At 49.0% G+C, this 19,045-nt stretch carries 15 protein-coding genes; 2 read left to right on the top strand and 13 right to left on the bottom strand.

Going from position 1 to position 19,045, the window contains the following annotated elements; all coding sequences use genetic code 11:
- Positions 1–261: 261 nt before the first annotated feature.
- The 4 genes from FC47_RS02380 to FC47_RS02365 form a co-directional block, all read right to left on the bottom strand.
- Positions 262–1,650 (bottom strand): APC family permease, encoded by a 1,389-nt coding sequence (locus tag FC47_RS02380; protein ID WP_056967756.1) that lies wholly within the window; start codon positions 1,648–1,650, stop codon positions 262–264.
- The gene (locus FC47_RS02375) at positions 1,634–2,389 is read right to left on the bottom strand and encodes a gamma-glutamyl-gamma-aminobutyrate hydrolase family protein (RefSeq protein ID WP_056967754.1); all 756 of its coding nucleotides are present in this window, start codon (positions 2,387–2,389) and stop codon (positions 1,634–1,636) included. Before FC47_RS02375 ends, FC47_RS02380 begins: the two co-directional genes overlap by 17 nt.
- Before the next feature lie 254 nt (positions 2,390–2,643).
- Positions 2,644–3,273: a hypothetical protein gene (locus FC47_RS02370; RefSeq protein ID WP_033935341.1), complete on the bottom strand. Its 630-nt coding sequence runs from the start codon at positions 3,271–3,273 to the stop codon at positions 2,644–2,646.
- 4 nt (positions 3,274–3,277) lie between these two features.
- Positions 3,278–4,156, bottom strand: coding sequence for a DegV family protein (locus FC47_RS02365; RefSeq protein WP_033935340.1), 879 nt, complete (start codon positions 4,154–4,156; stop codon positions 3,278–3,280).
- Between the two features lie 242 nt (positions 4,157–4,398).
- On the opposite strand from FC47_RS02365, the gene FC47_RS02360 reads away from it, so the two are divergent.
- Positions 4,399–6,090: an NFACT RNA binding domain-containing protein gene (locus tag FC47_RS02360; protein WP_056967752.1), complete on the top strand. Its 1,692-nt coding sequence runs from the start codon at positions 4,399–4,401 to the stop codon at positions 6,088–6,090.
- 41 nt (positions 6,091–6,131) lie between these two features.
- Here the strand turns inward: FC47_RS02360 and FC47_RS02355 are convergent, their stop codons facing one another.
- The 6 genes from FC47_RS02355 to FC47_RS02330 all read right to left on the bottom strand — a co-directional run bounded on the left by FC47_RS02355 (position 6,132) and on the right by FC47_RS02330 (position 12,873).
- The gene (locus FC47_RS02355) at positions 6,132–7,268 is read right to left on the bottom strand and encodes an Ldh family oxidoreductase (protein ID WP_045025402.1); all 1,137 of its coding nucleotides are present in this window, start codon (positions 7,266–7,268) and stop codon (positions 6,132–6,134) included.
- A gap of 187 nt (positions 7,269–7,455) precedes the next feature.
- Entirely contained in the window at positions 7,456–9,960 is a 2,505-nt protein-coding gene (locus FC47_RS02350) for a carbamoyl phosphate synthase preATP-grasp domain-containing protein (protein WP_235803981.1), read from the bottom strand.
- Positions 9,957–11,039, bottom strand: coding sequence for a carbamoyl phosphate synthase small subunit (locus FC47_RS02345; protein ID WP_034540874.1), 1,083 nt, complete (start codon positions 11,037–11,039; stop codon positions 9,957–9,959). Before FC47_RS02345 ends, FC47_RS02350 begins: the two co-directional genes overlap by 4 nt.
- A 34-nt stretch (positions 11,040–11,073) precedes the next feature.
- On the bottom strand, positions 11,074–11,994 hold the full coding sequence (locus FC47_RS02340; RefSeq protein WP_056967749.1) for an RluA family pseudouridine synthase: 921 nt from the start codon (positions 11,992–11,994) through the stop codon (positions 11,074–11,076).
- Positions 11,991–12,479, bottom strand: a complete 489-nt coding sequence (gene lspA, locus FC47_RS02335; RefSeq protein ID WP_048345222.1) for a signal peptidase II — start codon at positions 12,477–12,479, stop codon at positions 11,991–11,993. Before lspA ends, FC47_RS02340 begins: the two co-directional genes overlap by 4 nt.
- Positions 12,472–12,873, bottom strand: a complete 402-nt coding sequence (locus FC47_RS02330; RefSeq protein ID WP_045025405.1) for an EbsA family protein — start codon at positions 12,871–12,873, stop codon at positions 12,472–12,474. Before FC47_RS02330 ends, lspA begins: the two co-directional genes overlap by 8 nt.
- Before the next feature lie 33 nt (positions 12,874–12,906).
- On the opposite strand from FC47_RS02330, the gene FC47_RS02325 reads away from it, so the two are divergent.
- Positions 12,907–13,314, top strand: a complete 408-nt coding sequence (locus FC47_RS02325; RefSeq protein WP_045025406.1) for a ribonuclease HI family protein — start codon at positions 12,907–12,909, stop codon at positions 13,312–13,314.
- A 167-nt stretch (positions 13,315–13,481) separates the two neighbouring features.
- Here the strand turns inward: FC47_RS02325 and FC47_RS02320 are convergent, their stop codons facing one another.
- The 3 genes from FC47_RS02320 to FC47_RS02310 all read right to left on the bottom strand — a co-directional run bounded on the left by FC47_RS02320 (position 13,482) and on the right by FC47_RS02310 (position 19,044).
- Positions 13,482–14,522: a zinc-binding dehydrogenase gene (locus FC47_RS02320; protein ID WP_045025407.1), complete on the bottom strand. Its 1,041-nt coding sequence runs from the start codon at positions 14,520–14,522 to the stop codon at positions 13,482–13,484.
- A 255-nt stretch (positions 14,523–14,777) separates the two neighbouring features.
- Positions 14,778–17,963, bottom strand: a complete 3,186-nt coding sequence (carB, locus tag FC47_RS02315; RefSeq protein WP_056967747.1) for a carbamoyl-phosphate synthase large subunit — start codon at positions 17,961–17,963, stop codon at positions 14,778–14,780.
- On the bottom strand, positions 17,956–19,044 hold the full coding sequence (locus FC47_RS02310) for a carbamoyl phosphate synthase small subunit (protein WP_033934743.1): 1,089 nt from the start codon (positions 19,042–19,044) through the stop codon (positions 17,956–17,958). Before FC47_RS02310 ends, carB begins: the two co-directional genes overlap by 8 nt.
- Position 19,045: the final 1 nt, after the last annotated feature.

Below are 19,045 nucleotides of genomic sequence, written 5' to 3'. Positions count from 1 at the left end.
AAGCTAATTATCAGCGCTGTGGAGCGGTCGCAAAACTGACTTTGGGCAGAAAATTAAAATTCAATGGTAGCGGAAACTAAAATTACCTACTATGCGTCGCTTTTTTCTCAATAGTAGGTAAGTGCATACTGGATTTTTAAAAATTTACCTACTTGAGGCAGTTTTTTAGCGATTTTTGCCATCTGGCTGCTACTGAGCATCTGCGTCTGCCAACCAAAACATTAAAAAGACCCAGCCAGTCCGCTGGGTCGCATCAGATAATTAACTTTTTTCATGGCGAAGCATCATAAAGAGTCCTGCTGGCAAAATTACGAACCCAACTGCCATACCGATGATTGCAAACCAATTGGGCACGATGCCTTGAGCAGTACTGATACCAAACTCACCGACCCAGTCAAACTTGAACAGCAAAAAGATCGTAAAGGCAACCGACAGTACCGGCAGCAATACATCCGTCAGCCTGTTCCGCTCTGCCGTAAGCACCGGTTCAACATTGGCTCCCCGATAAAAACGAATCACGCCCAATGGAATCACGATAAACTCAAAGAACCGCACCATGGCACTCAGTACGATAATTGCCGTCATGTTGTACTGAAAAGCCATTGGGATAAAGATTGCCAAAGCCAGCGTAATTATAAACGGATAAACCGGAAAGTCATGCCTGGTTCGCTTGGCCAGCCATTGCGGTGCCTGATGCTCTTTGGCCATGGCCTCTAAAACCCGCGGCGTGTGAAACGAAGCGGCGACATTGATCCCGAACATTGAAATCAGCGCGCCCAGCTCAATCAAGACGCGCAGCCATCGAGCCTGAAAAATCGCGGTAATGGCTACGACCTGTTTAGTTTTGACAATTGCAGCCGGATTGATTGCCATCGCCACCAAAATTGTACCGATATAAACCAGTGCGATGACCATAATTGCTAATGGAATAGCCCGGGGCAGATTCTTTTGCGGATCCTTCATGTCTTCAGAACCGCTCGCCACGCTCTCAAAACCGGTAAAGGCATAAAAGGCTGCGATAACTGCCATCACCAAGCCAGAAGTCGTGAGCTTGGGAATCAAAGGCTGTCCATTGGCGGCTTTAAGCGTGTCCAGATCGTGAAAATGACTGACGCCGGTTTTTAAAAAGACAATGATTCCCGCAATGATAATCAAGCCCAGCGCCAACAGCTTGCCGATGGTTGCCAGGTTGCTGACCCAGGTTAAGAAGCGCTGCCCAAAGAAATTGATCAGTAAAATAATCGCCATTAAGACAACAAACCCCCAGGTAATGTTTTTAAAGCTGGTTGAGTCAGCACCAAAAATGGAAAGCGTACTCTTGATTACGCCAACTCCCATCACGCCCCAGGCAACGCTAGCCGAAAAGAACCGCACGACGCCCATGTAAAAGCCCATGTTCTCGCCATAGGCTGCCTTAGCATAGGAATAGGCCGCACCGCTTTTGGTAACGTACTTGGCTGCCGCGGCAAACGTCAAGGCCAGCATTGCCGCAAAAACCGCCGCGATCAGATAAACCAGCGGCGCCTTAGTTCCCACCATGGTCACGACCGAACCTGGCGTCAAAAAGATTCCGGAACCGATAATTGAATTGATTGCCAATAAGACGATTGACCAAAAGCCCAGTTTGTCAGTCTTATTCTGCATGTTCATCCCTGCCTTTCCCGTTGGCGCATTTGATCAGATAGTCAAACAGCCGGTTCATTTCTGCTTGGTGATTGCGCAGCATTTCAGGATGCCACTGGACACCAAGCACCGTTCCCGTTTCGTTTTCAATTCCCTCATAGACGCCATCCTGCGCTAATGCATTAACCTTTAGTCCCTTACCAACTTTTTTAATCAGCTGATGATGGTAGGAATTAACCCGCAGGCGAGGCACTTGGTCAAAAATCGCCGCCAAATGCGTATCCTTAACCAGCTTGACTTGATGCGTCGCCTGCCACCATGGCGTATCGCCCTGCCAATGCTTGAGCGTCGGCACCGGATAGTACTTAAGATCCTGATAGAGCGAGCCGCCGTGAAAGACGTTGATCAGCTGAGCGCCCCGGCAGATGCCCAGCACCGGGATGCCACGCTTTTCGGCCAGCTTTAACAGCTGCATGTCAAACTGATCGCGCGCCTGCCAGACCGTGCCTTGTTCGGGCTGCGGCTCTTCGCCATAACTTTCCGAATCAATATCTTGACCGCCCGAAAGAATCAAGGCATCAACCAGTTCTAGCTGAGACTCGGTTACGTCGGCATCCTCATTGAACGGAATAATCATCGGAACACCGCCATTTTTGATGACCGCCTCGCTATAGTCCTTGTTGACGTAGCTGCGGCGATAGCCAACGAAAGGACCGACATTTTTGGTCAGTTCGCTGCCTGAAATGCCAACGATCGGCTTTTTCATAAACTTATCTCCTTTACAAAATAAAAAAGGGACTACCAGCTCACCGCCAGTAATCCCTTGACTCGATCAGCAACCTGTCACGGCTGCATCATTTGGTCATGTAATCTGATGGCAGAGCAAAAAACACGCGGCAATGCATGCAGCATGGACAGCACATTTTTTGCATCATCATTTGAATAGCCATCAGTTTACCTCATTGTTTTTTAATAATTTAAGAATATCCTAACCAGCAGCGTTTGTCAATTCAAACCAGGTTAGTCCTTATCATGATGATCATCTTGTTCTTTCGGCATTCCCTGATGATCGCTCAAGTCAATTACCATGGAACGCGTTTTTTTCGACTGATTGCTATCTTGCGGCGGCTGCCAGTTGAAATGCCGAATCACCAGTGAAAGCGGCGGAATCAGCAGCATGTACAACAGGGCCGTCAGCAGCGTCGCAGGCAGGGCCAGCCGCATAAAAGGCATGATGCCCGTTCCATGAGCAAATGCATCCCCCGCAATGCCGCAAAGCACCTCGGCCGTAATCCATTGTGAGATGCCGGCTGCCACGCCGACTCCAATCGCCTGCCGATGCGTTACCTTAACGTCGCGTGGCAGCTGCCAGCCAATCAAGGCACTGACCATCACCATGTCAACGGCCATATCCAGAACCGTCATCCAATCGGCCTTGCCAAGCAAGAGCAGAATCACCGTTCCCATCGTCGTAATGCCGGCACCCCAGCGCAGATTCAAGCCAACCATTGCACTCAGGCCAATGACTCCGGCCAGCTCAATGGCAACCTGTCCGCTCGGCAGTGGCGTTGACAGACGCAGCAGACCAACGATCACCATTAAAGCCGTTAGTCCCAGTGCCCAGAGACAGTCTTTTGTTCGCTGCTGCATAGGCTTAGTCCAGTGGCTTTTTAGCCGTATCCTGCATCCAAGCCAGTGCCAGCGCGCCTTGCCCCAGGTGAACGCCGATTACTGGGCCAAAGTAGCTCAATTCAAAGCGAATGTCGGGGTGATCAGCCTGCAGCTTGTCCAGCCATTTTTGCCCTTCTTCAGGACAGTTGGCATGCAGCACCATTGCCCGTACCGGATAGTCGAGCTTGGCCACGTCCTCGTCAAAGATCTGTTCACAGCGCGCCTTGGCCTTTTTCATTGAGCGTACCTTTTCAAATGCTTCAATGGCATAGTTTTGCGTGTGCATTGTCAAAAGCGGCTTGATCTTTAGAATTGAGCCGATAAAAGCCGACGCATTGGAAAGCCGGCCGCCCCGCACCAAGTTCTGCAGATCGTCAACGACAAAGACATTATTGAACGTATCCTGATATTCGCGCAGCTTTTTTAAGATATCATCCAGATCATCGCCTGCCTGAGCTAATTGAGCGGCTTCCAAGGCCAGATAGCCCATCATCTTGACCGTCAAGTGCGAGTCAAACGGGATGATCTTGATCGTATCCTGCATGTCTTGGGCAATCTGCGTAATCGTGTTGAGCAGGCCTGAGATTGCCTTGGTCAGGTGAATGCTGATGACGGCATCGTAGCCTTCATCAGCCAGCTTTTGATAGGTTTCCATCAAAAGACCGATCGATGGCTGCGAGGTGCTTGGAAATGACTTTGAATGAGCCAGTTTGTCGTAAAATTCTTCAGTCGTAATGTCGACGCCTTCTTGATAGCTCTGGCCGTCGATCACCAGTGGAATCGGCACTACCGTAATCTGATTCTCCGCAGCTTCTTGTGGGGTTAAATAAGCGGTACTGTCGGTTACAACCGCGATTTTCATTTAGTTTTCCTCCAGTATGATTGCAGATTTAAAATAATATTTTAGAAAAATAATAGCATGTTAAAAACTGCCGGCCTCAAAACAAGGTCTGCATTTTAATAGGATAGCACATTCAACTCACAAAACCAATTATCCAGTAATTCCAGTTGCCTTAATTTCATAAATCGTTGGTCTGATTTGGTTTTAGATGGCAATCAACGTTATAATGGATTAGTTATGCAAAACAAAGGAGGAACGCAAAAATGCCATTTGACGGTTTCTTTACTCATGCTATGGTTCACGAGCTGAATCAAACGCTGCAGGGCGGCCGCGTCTCCAAGGTCAACCAGCCCTATCCTGCCGAAATGGTGATGGTAATTCGCGCCAATCGCCATAACTACTCCCTGCTGATCTCGGCCAATCCATCCTATCCACGCATTCAGATCACGCAGATTCCTTATCAAAATCCCGCTGTTCCCAGCAATTTCGCCATGACCATGCGCAAATATCTGGAAGGAGCGCTGGTGAAAGAAGTCGCCCAGATTGAAAACGACCGGATCGTTAAGCTGACCTTCTCGACTTTAGATGAGCTGGGCGACCCATTGGAACTGGTGATGATGGTCGAAATCATGGCGCGCCACAGCAACGTTACACTGGTTAATGCCAAGACCGGCAAGATCATTGATGCCATCAAACATGTCGGCAGCGACGTCAACCGCGTCCGCCTGCTTTTACCGGGAGCAGCCTTCATCATGCCGCCTAAACAGCCGCGGTTCAATCCTTACCTGCCCAACCAGATTTATTCTGACCTGGTTCGCGAGTTAAAAGATGATCCGATTCAGCTTGCCAAAAAACTGCAGGCCAGCTATCAAGGACTGGCACCGGAAACTGCTAGCGAACTGGCGGCCGAGCTTTTGGCCAGCGACAGTCTGCCAAGCGCCTACCAAACTTTTCTGCGTCATTTCGAGGCCCCGCAACCAGTTCTGATTACTAACGAAAAAAACAAAACTAGTTTCGCGGCTTTTACTCCTATCAATACCGCTGATCTCAAGGTGCAGTCGTTTGCCACGCTTTCTGAGCTGCTCGATGCCTACTATGTCAACAAGGCACAGTCTGATCGCACCAAGGAATTAGCCGGTCAGGTATTAAAAGTGGTGCATAATGAACTCAAAAAAGACCAGCGCAAGATGAAGAAGTTTCAAAAAGAGCTGGCTGATGCTGCTGACGCCGACCGCTATCGAATCCGAGGCGAACTGCTCACTACCTGGCTGCATCAAGTTCCCCGTGGCGCCCAGTCAGTTGAGCTGCCTAATTTCTATGATGAGAATCGACCGCTTAAGATCACGTTGCAGCCTGATCTGTCGCCTTCTCGCAACGCTCAAAAATACTTCACGCGCTATAACAAGCTCAAGGCTTCAGTTAAATACGTCAACGAGCAAATGGCGATTACGCAAAAAGAAATTGATTACTTTGAAACGATTCTCAGCCAGATCGACCTGGCCAATCCAAGTGACGTTCAAGAGATTCGACTTGAGCTCCAGCAGCAGGAATACATCAAGGCTAAACACAAAAAAGGCAAAAAGCAGCGCAAGATTCCTGTTTCCAAGCCTGAAGTCTTCCATGCCGCTGATGGTACGGTCATTTTGGTCGGCAAAAACAATCTGCAAAACGACCGGCTGAGTTTTAAAACGGCCAATAAAAACGAAATCTGGCTGCACGTCAAGGATATGCCTGGCTCGCATGTCGTGATTCGCGATTCCAACCCTAGCAAAGAAACGATCCTGCAGGCGGCTCAGCTGGCAGCATGGTTCTCTAAGGGGCGCGACTCTGCCCACGTATCGGTTGACTATCTGCCGGTAAAGAACCTGCATAAGCCAAGCGGTGCCAAGCCTGGTTTTGTAACCTTCCGTGGTCAAAAAACGCTGTCGGTAACGCCAAAAAAGCTGCCGAACTAAATAAAAGGACTTTGATGCATTGCCACCAAAGTCCTTTTATTTTAATAATTGCCGACAAACATTCCCTCAGCTTTTGGCGGTTGATATTCGCCAAAGTAGTCGGCAAAATCCAGATCCAGGTAGTCGCATAAATCCTTGACCTCAGTCATTGTCTTATCAATGACCGGAATCCCGTTTGCCTTACGATCAGCCATGGCCAGGATCTCTTTTTCGCCATGCGTATAGATCTTGTCGTGACCATCTGCCTTAGCAGAATCGCGCAGCTTTTGCAGATATTCAGAAAGGTGCTGACTGATTGCCTCACCATCACCAAATGCGTTGAGATTGATGGCCATAAAGCCGTGGCAGATTCCTGACTTGCCATTTTGCATGGTTGATTCAGAGGTCGTACCCATTGAAAGAATCGATGAGAAGATCTCGGCGACCATCCCATTGCCATAGCCCTTATGCGACCCCAGCGTTTCCGTATTGCCGCCCAAAGGCATGATGCCGCCGCCGTTTTTGTGAACGATATTGTCCAAGACCATCGCCGCATCGTTGGTTGGCTCGCCTTGTGCATCCAAGGCCCAACCATCTGGCAATGGCTGATCCAGCTTATTGTACATCTCCAGCTTGCCCCGCGTAACGACCGTCGTTGACGCATCAAACAAAAAGTCATAAGGCCGTGCTGGCACGCACCAGGCTTGTGGATTGGAACCGATCATTGCCTGTCTGCCAAACGTTGGGACCATGATGGCCTCGCTGTTGGTACAGGAAAAACCAAGCATGCCTTCTTTAGCGGCCATTTTGGCATAGTACCCGGCAATACCGTAATGATTTGAATTACGAACCGAAACGATTCCAACGCCTGCTTTCTTGGCTTTGGCGATTGCCAGTTCCATCGCGAAATGCCCATTAAGCTGTCCCATGCCATCATGGCCGTCAACTACCGCCGAAACTGGAGTTTCAAAAACGATTTCTGGCTTGGCATCAACTTTCATCGTCCCTTTTTGAATTCCCTTATAGTAGCGGACCATTCGCTGCATGCCATGACTTTGAATACCATACATATCGGCAGTTAATAAAACATCGGTAATGATGGAAGCCTGTTTCGCGTTAAAACCAAACTTTTGAAAAGCATCCATGCAAAGACGATCAAGCTGTTCGTAGGAAAATTTTACGACTTTATTTTCATTCATTTTGCAAGCTTCTTTCTGTTTATAAAACGCTTCACGACTTAACATGATTAAATCATAACATATTTTCCGCCTAAATTTAAGCGCTTTCATTAATAAATATCAAATATTTTTGTATTTTTTACAAATTTAAAAACGATTGCAAAATTAAAAGAACCAGACATCTTGACCTGCCTGGTTCTTTTAATTGCTATTCAAAATCATCATCACTCAAAAACTGCATCTGACCACCCAAAACCCGGTTGATGGTTGGCTTTTCATGAACAAGATGCAGCGACTTGAACGGAAAGACTGCCCGATAGACTGCCATTTTGGTTTCGCCTTTAGGAACCAGCGCTTCATTTAGGGCATCGCCATCCAGCCGGCCCAATGCCATGCGTACCGTAATTCCCGGCAGATTCAACTTTAAGACCTTCGACAAAAAGGCAATTTCCGGCAATGGCATATGCTGAACCAAAAGCTGCTTAAAGGTACCATCAAAGCGGTGTACAAAAACAACCTGGTAAAGTCCTGGCGCCTTCTGCTCACTAATAGCCTGACCACCTTGCTTTTCCAGCAAAGCAAAATCATGCGGCGTCAAGCGGGCCGGAAAACGCTGCGCAGTCGGCTGATAGCTCAGATCATCGGTTGACTGCAGATCTGCCGTAATGCCCAGCGGATAGATGAGCTGACCGTCAAACAGTGCGTTAAAACTGTCCAGCGGCTCACCGACCGTTAATGAAGTTGGGCGCTGATCTTCAGGAATCTCGGCAATCTGGATGTTTTTGGCAATTGGTCCCAGCTGGTCGATCAATTCATGACGACTAGCCGGAATCAATACGACTTCCGGATGCTCGACGTCCAAAACCGCACGAATGTTTTCTGACTGCAGCGGCTCCAGATAGCGCTTGCGAGCCAGCATCGGCGCCAAGGTTACCGAGCTGGGATTGTCATTGATGATGACGGTCTGGTAGCCATGGTCGCGCAATTCACGCAGCGTGTTGGCAACAAAATAGTCACAGGAAGTTCCGTTGCCCAGCCGCAATGGTCCCGTACCTACAACGACTGCGGTTGGCGAAGGACTTGGATTGGCCTCATCCTCCATTTCATACGTAGAGTAAAAAACGTTGGTGTGCTGATCAAATTCGCCCGCAGAAGGCTCCAGCTCCTTAAAGGTTCGGTGAATGACATGCTCGTCTCGCATTGCTACCACCTTAGTCGTTGGCCATTGCCAGATCTTAGCAATGCTTTCATCGCTCATGCCGCAGTATTTGGCCTTGACCAACAGCTCTGTATCGCCAGGATGGCCCTTGAGCGCATCTTCAATCGTCTGCATCTGACGCAGACAGGCAAAGTAATAGGCATCGATCTTAGTCAGCTCGGTCAGCTCATCATCAGTGTAGCCGCGCCGCAAAGCTGCCAACAGCGTAAACAGACGACCGGCATGCGGATGGATCAAAAGCTGCACCAGCTCATCATCGGAAAGCTGATCCTGTTTTGCCAGGCGTGAATCCTGCTCTATTCTTGGAAAGTCACTGATTGCCTTAAACATGGCCTCAGTCAGACTGCGACCAACGCCAATCATCGTCCCCGTTGACTTCTTGCGCGTGCCAAGCTGCCGATCTGCATCGGGCAGTTCGGCAAACGGCCAGACTGGCATCCGGACGGCAACGTGATCCATAACCGGTTCCGTCACGGCCGCGTGCTTATAGTAGCCGTGGTCAAGATGAATGTCACGCAGCGTCTTGCCGGCATATAATTCGCCACAGACGACCTGCAGGGCATAGCCGGTTGCTGTTGCCGCAAAAGCCGTTAAGCGGTCAAAATAAGGATTATTTTTGATCACGTAGAATTTTCCGTTAGCTTGATCAAGCGCAAATTGAACGTGATTGACGCCGACGATCCGCAGTTTGCGCGTTATGGCAAATGCCGTATCGCGCATGTCTTGAATCTCGCGGTCAAGCAGCGTCTGGGCCGGAAGTACTGCAATTGAATCGCCAGCATGAATGCCAATCGGATCGATATCTTCGACGCAGGCCAGCTGCATCATCGTCCCAAAGCCGTCCCTTAAAACAACGATCTCGATTTCCTTAAACCCAGCCAGACTCTGCTGAACTGTAATCTGACCCGAGCGTGACTGTCTGAGACCAGTTGCCACGGCCCGCTTAAGCTCATCTTGATCATGTACCAGCGAACGCCAGCCCGCTCCTTTGGGTAATACAGAGCGCACTATAATCGGATAGCCGACCCGTTGGACCATCTCCAGTGCATCAACGTAATTATCGACTTTAGAGATGGCCTTGGTAGGCACGTTGAGATTATGCAGCGTCTTGCCGAGCAGCATTGGGTTGTTGATCTGACGAATCGTAGCTTCAGGTACTCCCAAAAGCTCAATGTCATCGGCCTGCAGAATGCCGGTCTCGCTGACTGCCTGAATCAGCTCAAACGCACGCCGGCCGCCCAACGTTGGCAGGATTGCATCAGGATGATACTGCTTGATCGTGGCAACGACATTTTCAACCGTCAGTGACTTGATGCAGGCATGATCGATGGCATCCGGACAATCCAAGGTAAAAGAAAATGGATTGTCATCAATGAGGATCGTCTCCCAGCCCTGCTCTTTTAAGACGCTGGCAACCTGAAAAGCCGCAGCATCAAGCTCATCGCCATGTTCAATGCTGTCGGCGCCGGCTCCAATCAGAAGAACCTTTTTCATCGCCATCCCTCCTCGCGCTGCTTCATAATGTCCATAAACTCATCAAAAAGATTGTTGGTTTCATCCGGACCAGGCGCGCCATCAGGGAAGAACTGCACCGAAAAAGCCGGATAGTGACGATGCCGCAACCCTTGAACCGTGCCATCAAGCATATCGACATAGGTAATAAAAAGCTGCGAACGATCGACTGAGTTGCGCCGAATTACATAACCCTCACCTTGAAAAGCAAAAACAATGTGATCGGTGATGATCTCTCGGATTGGATGATTCATGCCATGATGCTCGGTTGCCAAACGCTCAACCTTACACCCATTCGCTAAGGCAAACAGCTCGTGCCCCAGTCCAATGGCAAACATGGGGACCTTAGCCTCAACTTGCCGAATCATTTCCAAGACTGATCGTTTCAATGATTCAGGGTTTCCTGGGCCGCTGGAGAGCACTACGCCATCCGGATCCAATCGCAAAATATCATCAACGCTGGCCGTATATGGCAGCACGGTAACATTGCACTTACGCCGCGAAAGCTCCCTTAAGATCCCGTTTTTAAGGCCAAAGTCAATCACGACCACGCTGCGGCCAATATCTGGATTGGGAAATGGCTTTGGCGTGGCAACCTGAGCAACCTGCTGATTGGTCAAAACGGTAGCATGCAGCTGATCAAACGCGTGATCATCAGGGACTGGGACGATACTGCCCTTCATCGGCTGGCCAACCTTCCGCAGATGCCGCACGATGGCCCGCGTGTCAACGTTGGTAACCCCAGGAATATTCATCTGTTTTAAATACTGATCCAGAGTCGTTCCATGACGCCGTTCCTTTAAGGGCGCCAAATTACGGCAGACAACGCCTTTGATTGAAGGTACGATTGATTCATAGATATTGCGCTGAATTCCATAATTGCCAATATTGGGGTTGGTAAAAACGACAATTTGATTATGGTAGATTTGGTTGGTAATGATTTCTTGATATCCCGTCATACTGGTATTAAAAACCATCTCGCCAAAAGTTACGGCAGGCGAGCCAAATCCCTCACCCTCAAAGATGGAGCCATCCTCAAATATCAAATATCTTGCTGTCATCCAATCTCATCTCACTTTTTAAGCCGCCTCAAAACTATTCATCACGGCGGTCGGTTTTGTCCAAATGTTCAAGCATCTTGGTAAAGTAGTCCGGCAGCGGCGCGGTAAACGTCATCTCTTGACCGCTGCGGGGGTGTCGAAAGCCCAACAGACCAGCATGCAGATACTGTCCCGGTCCAGCCAGGGTTTTGCGTGGCCCATACAGTGGATCGCCAGCCAAGGGATGCCCGATATAGGCCATATGAACGCGAATCTGATGCGTTCGCCCAGTCTCCAGCCGACATTTGACCAGCGTATAGTGCTGATAACGCTTCAGTACCTTAAAATGCGTTACGGCATGACGGCCATCCAAGACGACTGCCTGTTTCTTGCGATCTTTTTTGGAACGACCCAGCGGCGCATCAATCGTTCCCTGCTCCTCTTTGATCACGCCATGCACCAAGGCGACGTACTCGCGCTGGTTGGTCTTGGACTTCAGCTGCGCGGCCAGACTGCGGTGTGCCAGATCATTTTTGGCCACCATCAACAGGCCCGAGGTATCCTTATCGATGCGGTGGACGATTCCTGGCCGAAACTCACCATTGATCGTCGACAGCGGCGAATGATACAACAGTGCGTTGACCAGCGTATGACTGGGATGCCCAGGCGCGGGATGCACTACCATTCCGGCCGGTTTATTGACGACGATCACATCATCATCCTCATAAACGATATCCAGGGGAATGTTTTCTGGTTCCAAATCAATGGTTTGCGGTTCTTCAGGTATGATGCGCACCATATCGCCCACTTGAAGCTTGTACTTGGTTTTAACGGACTGCCCATTAACGGTAACGTGGCCATCCTCAATCCATTTCTGCAGCTGCGAGCGGGAAACATCATTTAGAAAATGGCCCAAAACCTTGTCAATGCGGCCGGTCAGATCGGCATCAATCTTGATTTGGCGTTCTGAGTTCATTTGTGATCATCCTCTTTCAAAACTACGATCAGCATGATAAACACGCCAACCGTTAAACAGGCATCGGCAACGTTAAATACTGGGAAATTGACGTTTCTTAGGGCAAACATATCAACCACGTATCCCTGACTGAGCCGGTCGATAAAATTACCGACTGCACCAGCCATAATCAGCGAAAGTCCTGTCATCATCCAGGCAGAGCGGCGATTTTTCCACATCAGATAAGCTACCACGATAATTGCAATTACCGTTATGACCGCAAAAAACCACTGCCGCCCTTCCAACATGCTCCAAGCTGCCCCGGTATTATGCAGATTATCCAGATCCAGCAGTCCCGGAATGAACGTTCGGCTGCCATTTAACGGGATATTGCTGGTTACCCAGTGCTTGACGATTTGATCGACAATGATCAGACCAACGATTAAAATCAAAGACCATGGCAGCAGCGATTGTTTTTTCAATTGATTCTTTTCTGTTTTATTCATGTTCATTTTTTACTGCATTACCCAGCGTAATCTTTAAAGAGTCGATTGAGCGCGCGGAAAATGAAAAGGTCATGACCTCGCCATTAACCGTGATCGTCATGGTATGCTTGGTAAAGCGAGGCTGGCGAATGTCTTTAAGCGGAATGACCAAAAAACGATTCTGCAGCATACGATCAAATACCATTTTGGTCGGCGTTACCAAAACCGTGCGCCGGCCAATCGCCAAAACTGCTAAAATAATAAAAAGCGCTAAAAGCAATGCCGTAATCCAGTTAAAATGGGTAATCTCCAGCCAGACTACGACACCGGCAATGCCAATCAAAAGCATCCAGCACCATTGAATGGTTGCCGAGGTTAGATCCGGCTGATAAAAGTAGCGTTTTTCTTCTTCCAAAATATCACTTCCTAATGTCAATGAGGTAATCAAATGATCAAACTATATACCGATGCTGCCACCAAAGGCAATCCTGGCCCCACCGGACTGGGAATGCTGATTGTCAAAGACGGCCATCAGCAGCAGCTTAAAGCTTTTTTGCCGCGGGCTTCTAATCATCAAGGCGAATTTGCCGCGGCAATTGAAGGCTTTGCCTATTTAAAAAAACATTTTTCCAATCAAGAGACCGTGCTGTTTTATACCGACAGCCGCCTGCTGAGCGACGCTGTGGGCAAAGAGCATGCGCGTCATTATGAAAACGAGCTAAACGAGCTGTTAACCAGCATGGACGATTTTAAAACCGTCGTAGTCCAGTGGGTACCTGAAAAAGAAAATCAAGGCGCCCACCAGCTGGCCAATCAGGCTCTGCATGAATGGGTCAATCAGCCTGACCATCAGTAACCAGTATATCAAACTTTCTTACGGTCTGATCAACAATCCGTCAGTCGCAATAATTTCTTAAATGCCCTCATCTTACTATATGTAAATTAAGAATTCATGCATTATTTTTAGTCAAAAAATCGCCCTGCCTTGCTTCAGACAGGACGATTTTTTTGCGACTATTTGGGTTACTCAATTACAATGTAGGATTTGATCGTCTTACGGTCAGCCATATCACGATAGGCTTCGTTGATCTGATCCAGCGTGTAGGTTTTGGTAAACACTTTGCCTGGATTGATCTGCCCATCCAAGACCGCCTTTAAAAGCACGTTTTTATCATAGGTCGTCACACTTGCCGAACCACCAGCCATTGCAATATTGTGGGCAAACAGCGTGAATGGATCGACATTGCTGTGCGGCACGCCGATTCGACTGACGTGAGCGCCATTGTGAACTACTGCCAGACACTGATTGATTGAAGCTTCTGTACCGACACAGTCTAATGCCGCGTCAGCACCACCGCCAAGCAGCTCCTTGACCTTTTTTACTCCTTCATCGCCACGTTCAGCAACATACGCCGTCGCGCCAAATTCCTGGGCCAGTTTTTGCCGATCCTCATGACGACTCATGATAACGACCTGCGAGGCTCCCATCATTTTAGCAGCAATTACGGCACATTGACCAACCGCGCCGTCACCAACGACAACAACACGATCGCCATGCTTAACCTCAGCCGTTCGTGCGGCATGATAGCCAGTTGCCATCACGTCGGCCAACGTCATAAACGACTTCATCATGCCTTCGCTATAGTCTTCTGGCTGACCAGGAATCTTAATCAAAGCCCAGTTGCCATGCTTAAAGCAAATATATTCGGATTGGAAACCTTCACTCCAGTTATCATAAAGGACCCGCTCGTCGCAGGTGCCATCATAGCCGGCCAGACAGGCAGCACAATGTCCACAGCCATGCGTGAATGGAGCAATAACAAAATCACCTGGCTTGACCGTTGTAATCGCACTGCCGACCTCTTCAACGATCCCAAGCGCTTCGTGACCGCTGTTAACTGAGTCGTTGGCTTTTTGATCACCTGCTGAGTAGGCCCATAGATCTGAACCGCAGACACAGGTCCGGATCACGCGAATAATTACGTCATCATCGGCCTGCAAGGTTGGCTTGGCAGCCTCTTTAATCACCATTTTACCGGGTTCAGCAAAAATTGCCGTTTTCATCCAAAATTCCTCCTTACGATTTCAGCAACCGGATACATCGACTTAGGTACAGCTTAATCCTTAAAGCGTACTTTAAGTCAACCCGTTCAGTCGTTAAAAACAGCACGATTCGAATCATCTGACTTTAATCTTAGGCTATTGATAGCGTCCCGCTACGCTGGATCGCTTTTAATATCAGCTCGGAAATTTTTCAAAAATAAAAACCGACCACCACCACGGGCAGCCGATTTTGCTTGATAAATTTAATGATTGAGCCTAAAGTGCCTGCGTAGCAAATGAACGACTCTCCAAAGCCTTCAACAGGGCATTGACCGTATCAAGCGCCGTCAAAAGCGGGATATTGTGCTCAATTGCCGTCTGCCGAATCACAAAGCCATCAGAAGCCTTTTCATAATCATGTTCCATGGTATTGATAACCAGGTCCACGTCATTGTTCTTTAAGACGTCTAAAATGTTGGCCCGCTTGGAATCCTCTTCATGCAGCTTGCCAACGGTCGTAACGTGCAGGCCGTTTTGCTTTAAGAAATCTGCCGTGCCATCCGTAGCCAAAATTCGGTAGCCGATCTTGGCAAAGCGCTTGGCTAGTGGCAAAATCGTCTCTTTATCACGGTCCTCAATCGTCAGTAAAACATTGCCATAGTCCGGCAGATGCATCTTGGCGCCTTCAAACGCTTTATAGAGTGCCTTTTCAAACGTGTAGTCGCTGCCCATGACCTCACCAGTAGATTTCATTTCAGGTCCCAGGTAGCTGTCAACGTCATCCAGCTTATTGAAGCTAAAGACTGGCGCCTTAACATGAATGGTCTTTGACTCTGGGTAGAGACCATCTTGATATCCTTGACTGGCCAATGACTCGCCCAAAATCACGCGGGTTGCTACCTGAGCCATTTCGATTCCCGTAATCTTGCTCAAAAACGGTACCGTCCGGCTGGCCCGTGGATTGACTTCCAAGACATAGGCCTCATGGTTATGAATAATAAATTGAATATTCATGATGCCCACGCACTTCAAAGCTACGCAAAGCTTCTTGGTAGCGGCCACGATCTGCTGCTTAATATCGTCATCAAAGCTTTGTGGCGGATAGACGGCCATTGAGTCGCCAGAGTGCACGCCGGCGCGTTCGATATGCTCCATGATTCCCGGCAAAAGAACCTCTTTGCCGTCACAGATGGCATCAACCTCGCATTCACGCCCTTCCAGATAGGCATCGACTAAAATTGGATGATCTTCAGCGGCTGGCGCGTTTTGGCTGAGATATTCGTGCAGTTCTTTTTCATTGTAGACGATCTCCATTGCCTTACCGCCTAAGACGTAGCTTGGCCGTACCAAGACCGGATAGCCAATCTCCTTAGCCGCTTTTAAGACGCCTACTCCAGTCGTGGCCGTTAACCCAATCGGCTGCTTGAGCTGCAGATTCTTGATGACTTGATCAAAGACTTCTCGGTCCTCGGCCGCATCCAAATCCTTAACCGTAGTTCCCAGAATCTTGACGCCATGCTCAGCCAAGCCAGCTGCCAGATTGATCGCTGTCTGACCGCCAAATTGAACGATCACGCCCATTGGCTGCTCCAGATCGATCACATTCAGCACGTCTTCCAGCGTCAACGGTTCAAAATAAAGCTTGTCAGAAACCGAAAAGTCAGTTGAAACCGTTTCGGGATTGGAGTTCATGACAATGGCCTCATAGCCCAGTCGTTGAATTGCCTTAACACTGTGGACGGTGGCATAGTCAAACTCTACCCCTTGACCAATTCGAATCGGGCCCGAGCCGATAACCAAGACAGACGGCCGCGTGCTTTTGATGCTTTCATTTTCATGATCATACGTACTGTAGAAATATGGTGTCTGCGACTCAAATTCAGCTGCGCAGGTATCAACCATCTTATAGACTGGTACGATGCCGTTTTGCAGCCGCAGCTGACGGACGCTGTCGACATCAGTCTGCCAGAGATCGGCAATCGTTGGATCAGAAAAGCCGTACTGCTTAGCCAGTTTTAACACAGCGGCGTCTTTAGGGCTGGCCTTGATCTGATCTTCCAGTTCCACGATATGTTTTAAGATATCCAAAAAGTAAACGGTAATCTTAGTCAGCTCATGCAGGTCTTCTAGGCTGTAGCCACGCCGCAGCGCCTCAGCCAGATAAAAGATTCGATCGTCTTGAACGTGCACCAGCTTATCTTCCAGCTCAGTATCAGATGCTGACTGCGCCTCCTTTGAAAACAGGTCTTTTTGATCGATTTCCAGGGAGCGAACGGCTTTTTGAACGGCTTCCTCACAGTTGCGGCCGATTGCCATGACTTCACCGGTTGCCTTCATCTGACTGCCTAGCCGACGATCAGCATGCGTAAACTTGTCAAATGGCCAACGCGGAATCTTGCAGACTACATAGTCCAGTGCCGGCTCAAATTCAGCAAACGTCGTCCCAGTAACCGGGTTCTTGATCTCATCTAAGGTCAGCCCCACCGCGATCTTGGCTGCCATCTTAGCGATTGGATAGCCAGTTGCCTTGGAAGCCAATGCTGAAGAACGCGAAACCCGCGGATTGACTTCGATCACGTTATATTGATAGCTGTTAGGATCAAGGGCTAATTGAACGTTGCAGCCGCCTTCGATCTTGAGCGCCCGAATCAGTTTGAGCGCGCAGTCACGCAGCATCTGATATTCACGATCAGAAAGCGTCTGACATGGAGCAAAAACAATTGAGTCACCCGTATGAATCCCGACCGGATCAAAGTTTTCCATACAGCAGACTACCATGGCATTGTCGGCTGCATCACGCATCACCTCAAACTCAATTTCTTTATAGCCAGCAATTGATTTTTCGATCAGACACTGAGTTGCCGGTGAAAGATCCAGACCATTAGCAGCAATGGCCTTCAGCTCGTCATCATTATGACACATGCCGCCGCCAGTACCCCCCATTGTAAAGGCTGGCCGCACGATCACCGGATAACCGATCTCATGAGCAAACTCAAGCGCCTCTGCAACCGTGGCCACCGTTTTGGAAGCAGGTACCGGCTCATTTAAGCGCTGCATCAGCTCTTTGAATTTTTCACGGTCCTCGGCCTCATCAATTGAAGCCAGCTTGGTGCCCAGCATCTGGATGTTAAGTTCATCTAAGATACCGGTCTTGCCAAGCGCCACGGCCAGGTTCAAGCCAATCTGCCCACCCAGCGTTGGCAGAATTGCATCTGGATATTCCTGGCGAATAATTCGTGATACCGATTCGACCGTTAATGGCTCAATATAGACGTGATCGGCAATTTCCGTATCCGTCATGATCGTAGCGGGATTGGAATTGACCAGCACCGTTTCATAGCCTTCCTCGCGCAGGGCCATGCAGGCTTGAGTTCCTGAATAGTCGAATTCCGCGGCCTGACCAATAATAATTGGCCCCGAGCCGATTACCAAAATTTTATGAATATCTGTCCGTTTAGGCATTGGTGCGTGCTTCCTTTCGTTGATCTACCATGCTGATAAAGTCATCAAACAAACCATCGGCATCATGCGGACCCGGCGCGGCATCCGGGTGGAACTGAACCGAAAAGGCCGGATATTGACGATGACGCAAACCTTCAACCGTCCCATCATTGATCTCGACATGCGTGATCATCAGTTTTTCTTTATCAACTGAAGCGGGATCAACCGCGTAGCCATGATTTTGTGAGGTAAAGACGATCTGACCGGATGCAATGTCTCTGACCGGATGATTAAATCCACGATGACCAAATTTCATCTTGTAGGTGCTGGCCCCGTTAGCCAAGGCAAAAATCTGATGACCCATGCAGATGCCAAATACTGGCAGGTGTTTCTCAATCTCAGCCACCATTTCAGCTGCGGCCGTCATTTCTTCGGGATTGCCGGGACCATTGGAAAGCAAAACGCCATCCGGATGCAGATTCAAGATTTCTTGAGCCGTTGTTGAATAAGGTACCACGATCGTATTGCAGTCTCGCTTGGCCAACTCGCGCAGAATACTGTGCTTGGCGCCAAAATCAACCACCACGATATTGCGCTTGGTTCCTGGATTAGGATAGAGCGTCTTGGTTGAGACCTGACTGATGATGCCTTTAGTTGGATTTTGACGCTTTAATTCTTTAACCACACTGTCAGCATCGGTGATTGAATCGGCAATTCGTCCGCGCAGCGTGCCAAAATGACGCAGCTTGCGAACCAGCTCACGCGTATCAATTCCCTGCAGGCCCGGAATGTTCATCTTTTCCAAAAAACCGGGCAACGTGTCCTGCATGCGCCAGTTGCTAGGAATCCGCGCCACCTGTCGACAGATGACGCCTTTGATCTGCGGCTGCAGTGATTCAAAATCATCCAGCGTGACACCGTAATTGCCGATCAGCGGGTTGGTAAACACCAGGATCTGATTGGCATACGACTGGTCGGTAATGGCCTCTTGATAGCCGGTCATCCCCGTAGTAAAGACGACTTCGCCAGTGGTCTGCACATCGGCACCAAAGCCCTCGCCCTCATAGATCGAGCCATCCTCCATAATCAAATAACGTTTCATT

This window comes from Limosilactobacillus mucosae DSM 13345, from assembly GCF_001436025.1.
GTDB classification, from domain to species: Bacteria; Bacillota; Bacilli; order Lactobacillales; family Lactobacillaceae; genus Limosilactobacillus; species Limosilactobacillus mucosae.
The sequence above is the reverse complement of the archived record's forward strand: the minus strand, read 5'-3'. Positions and strand labels throughout refer to the sequence as shown.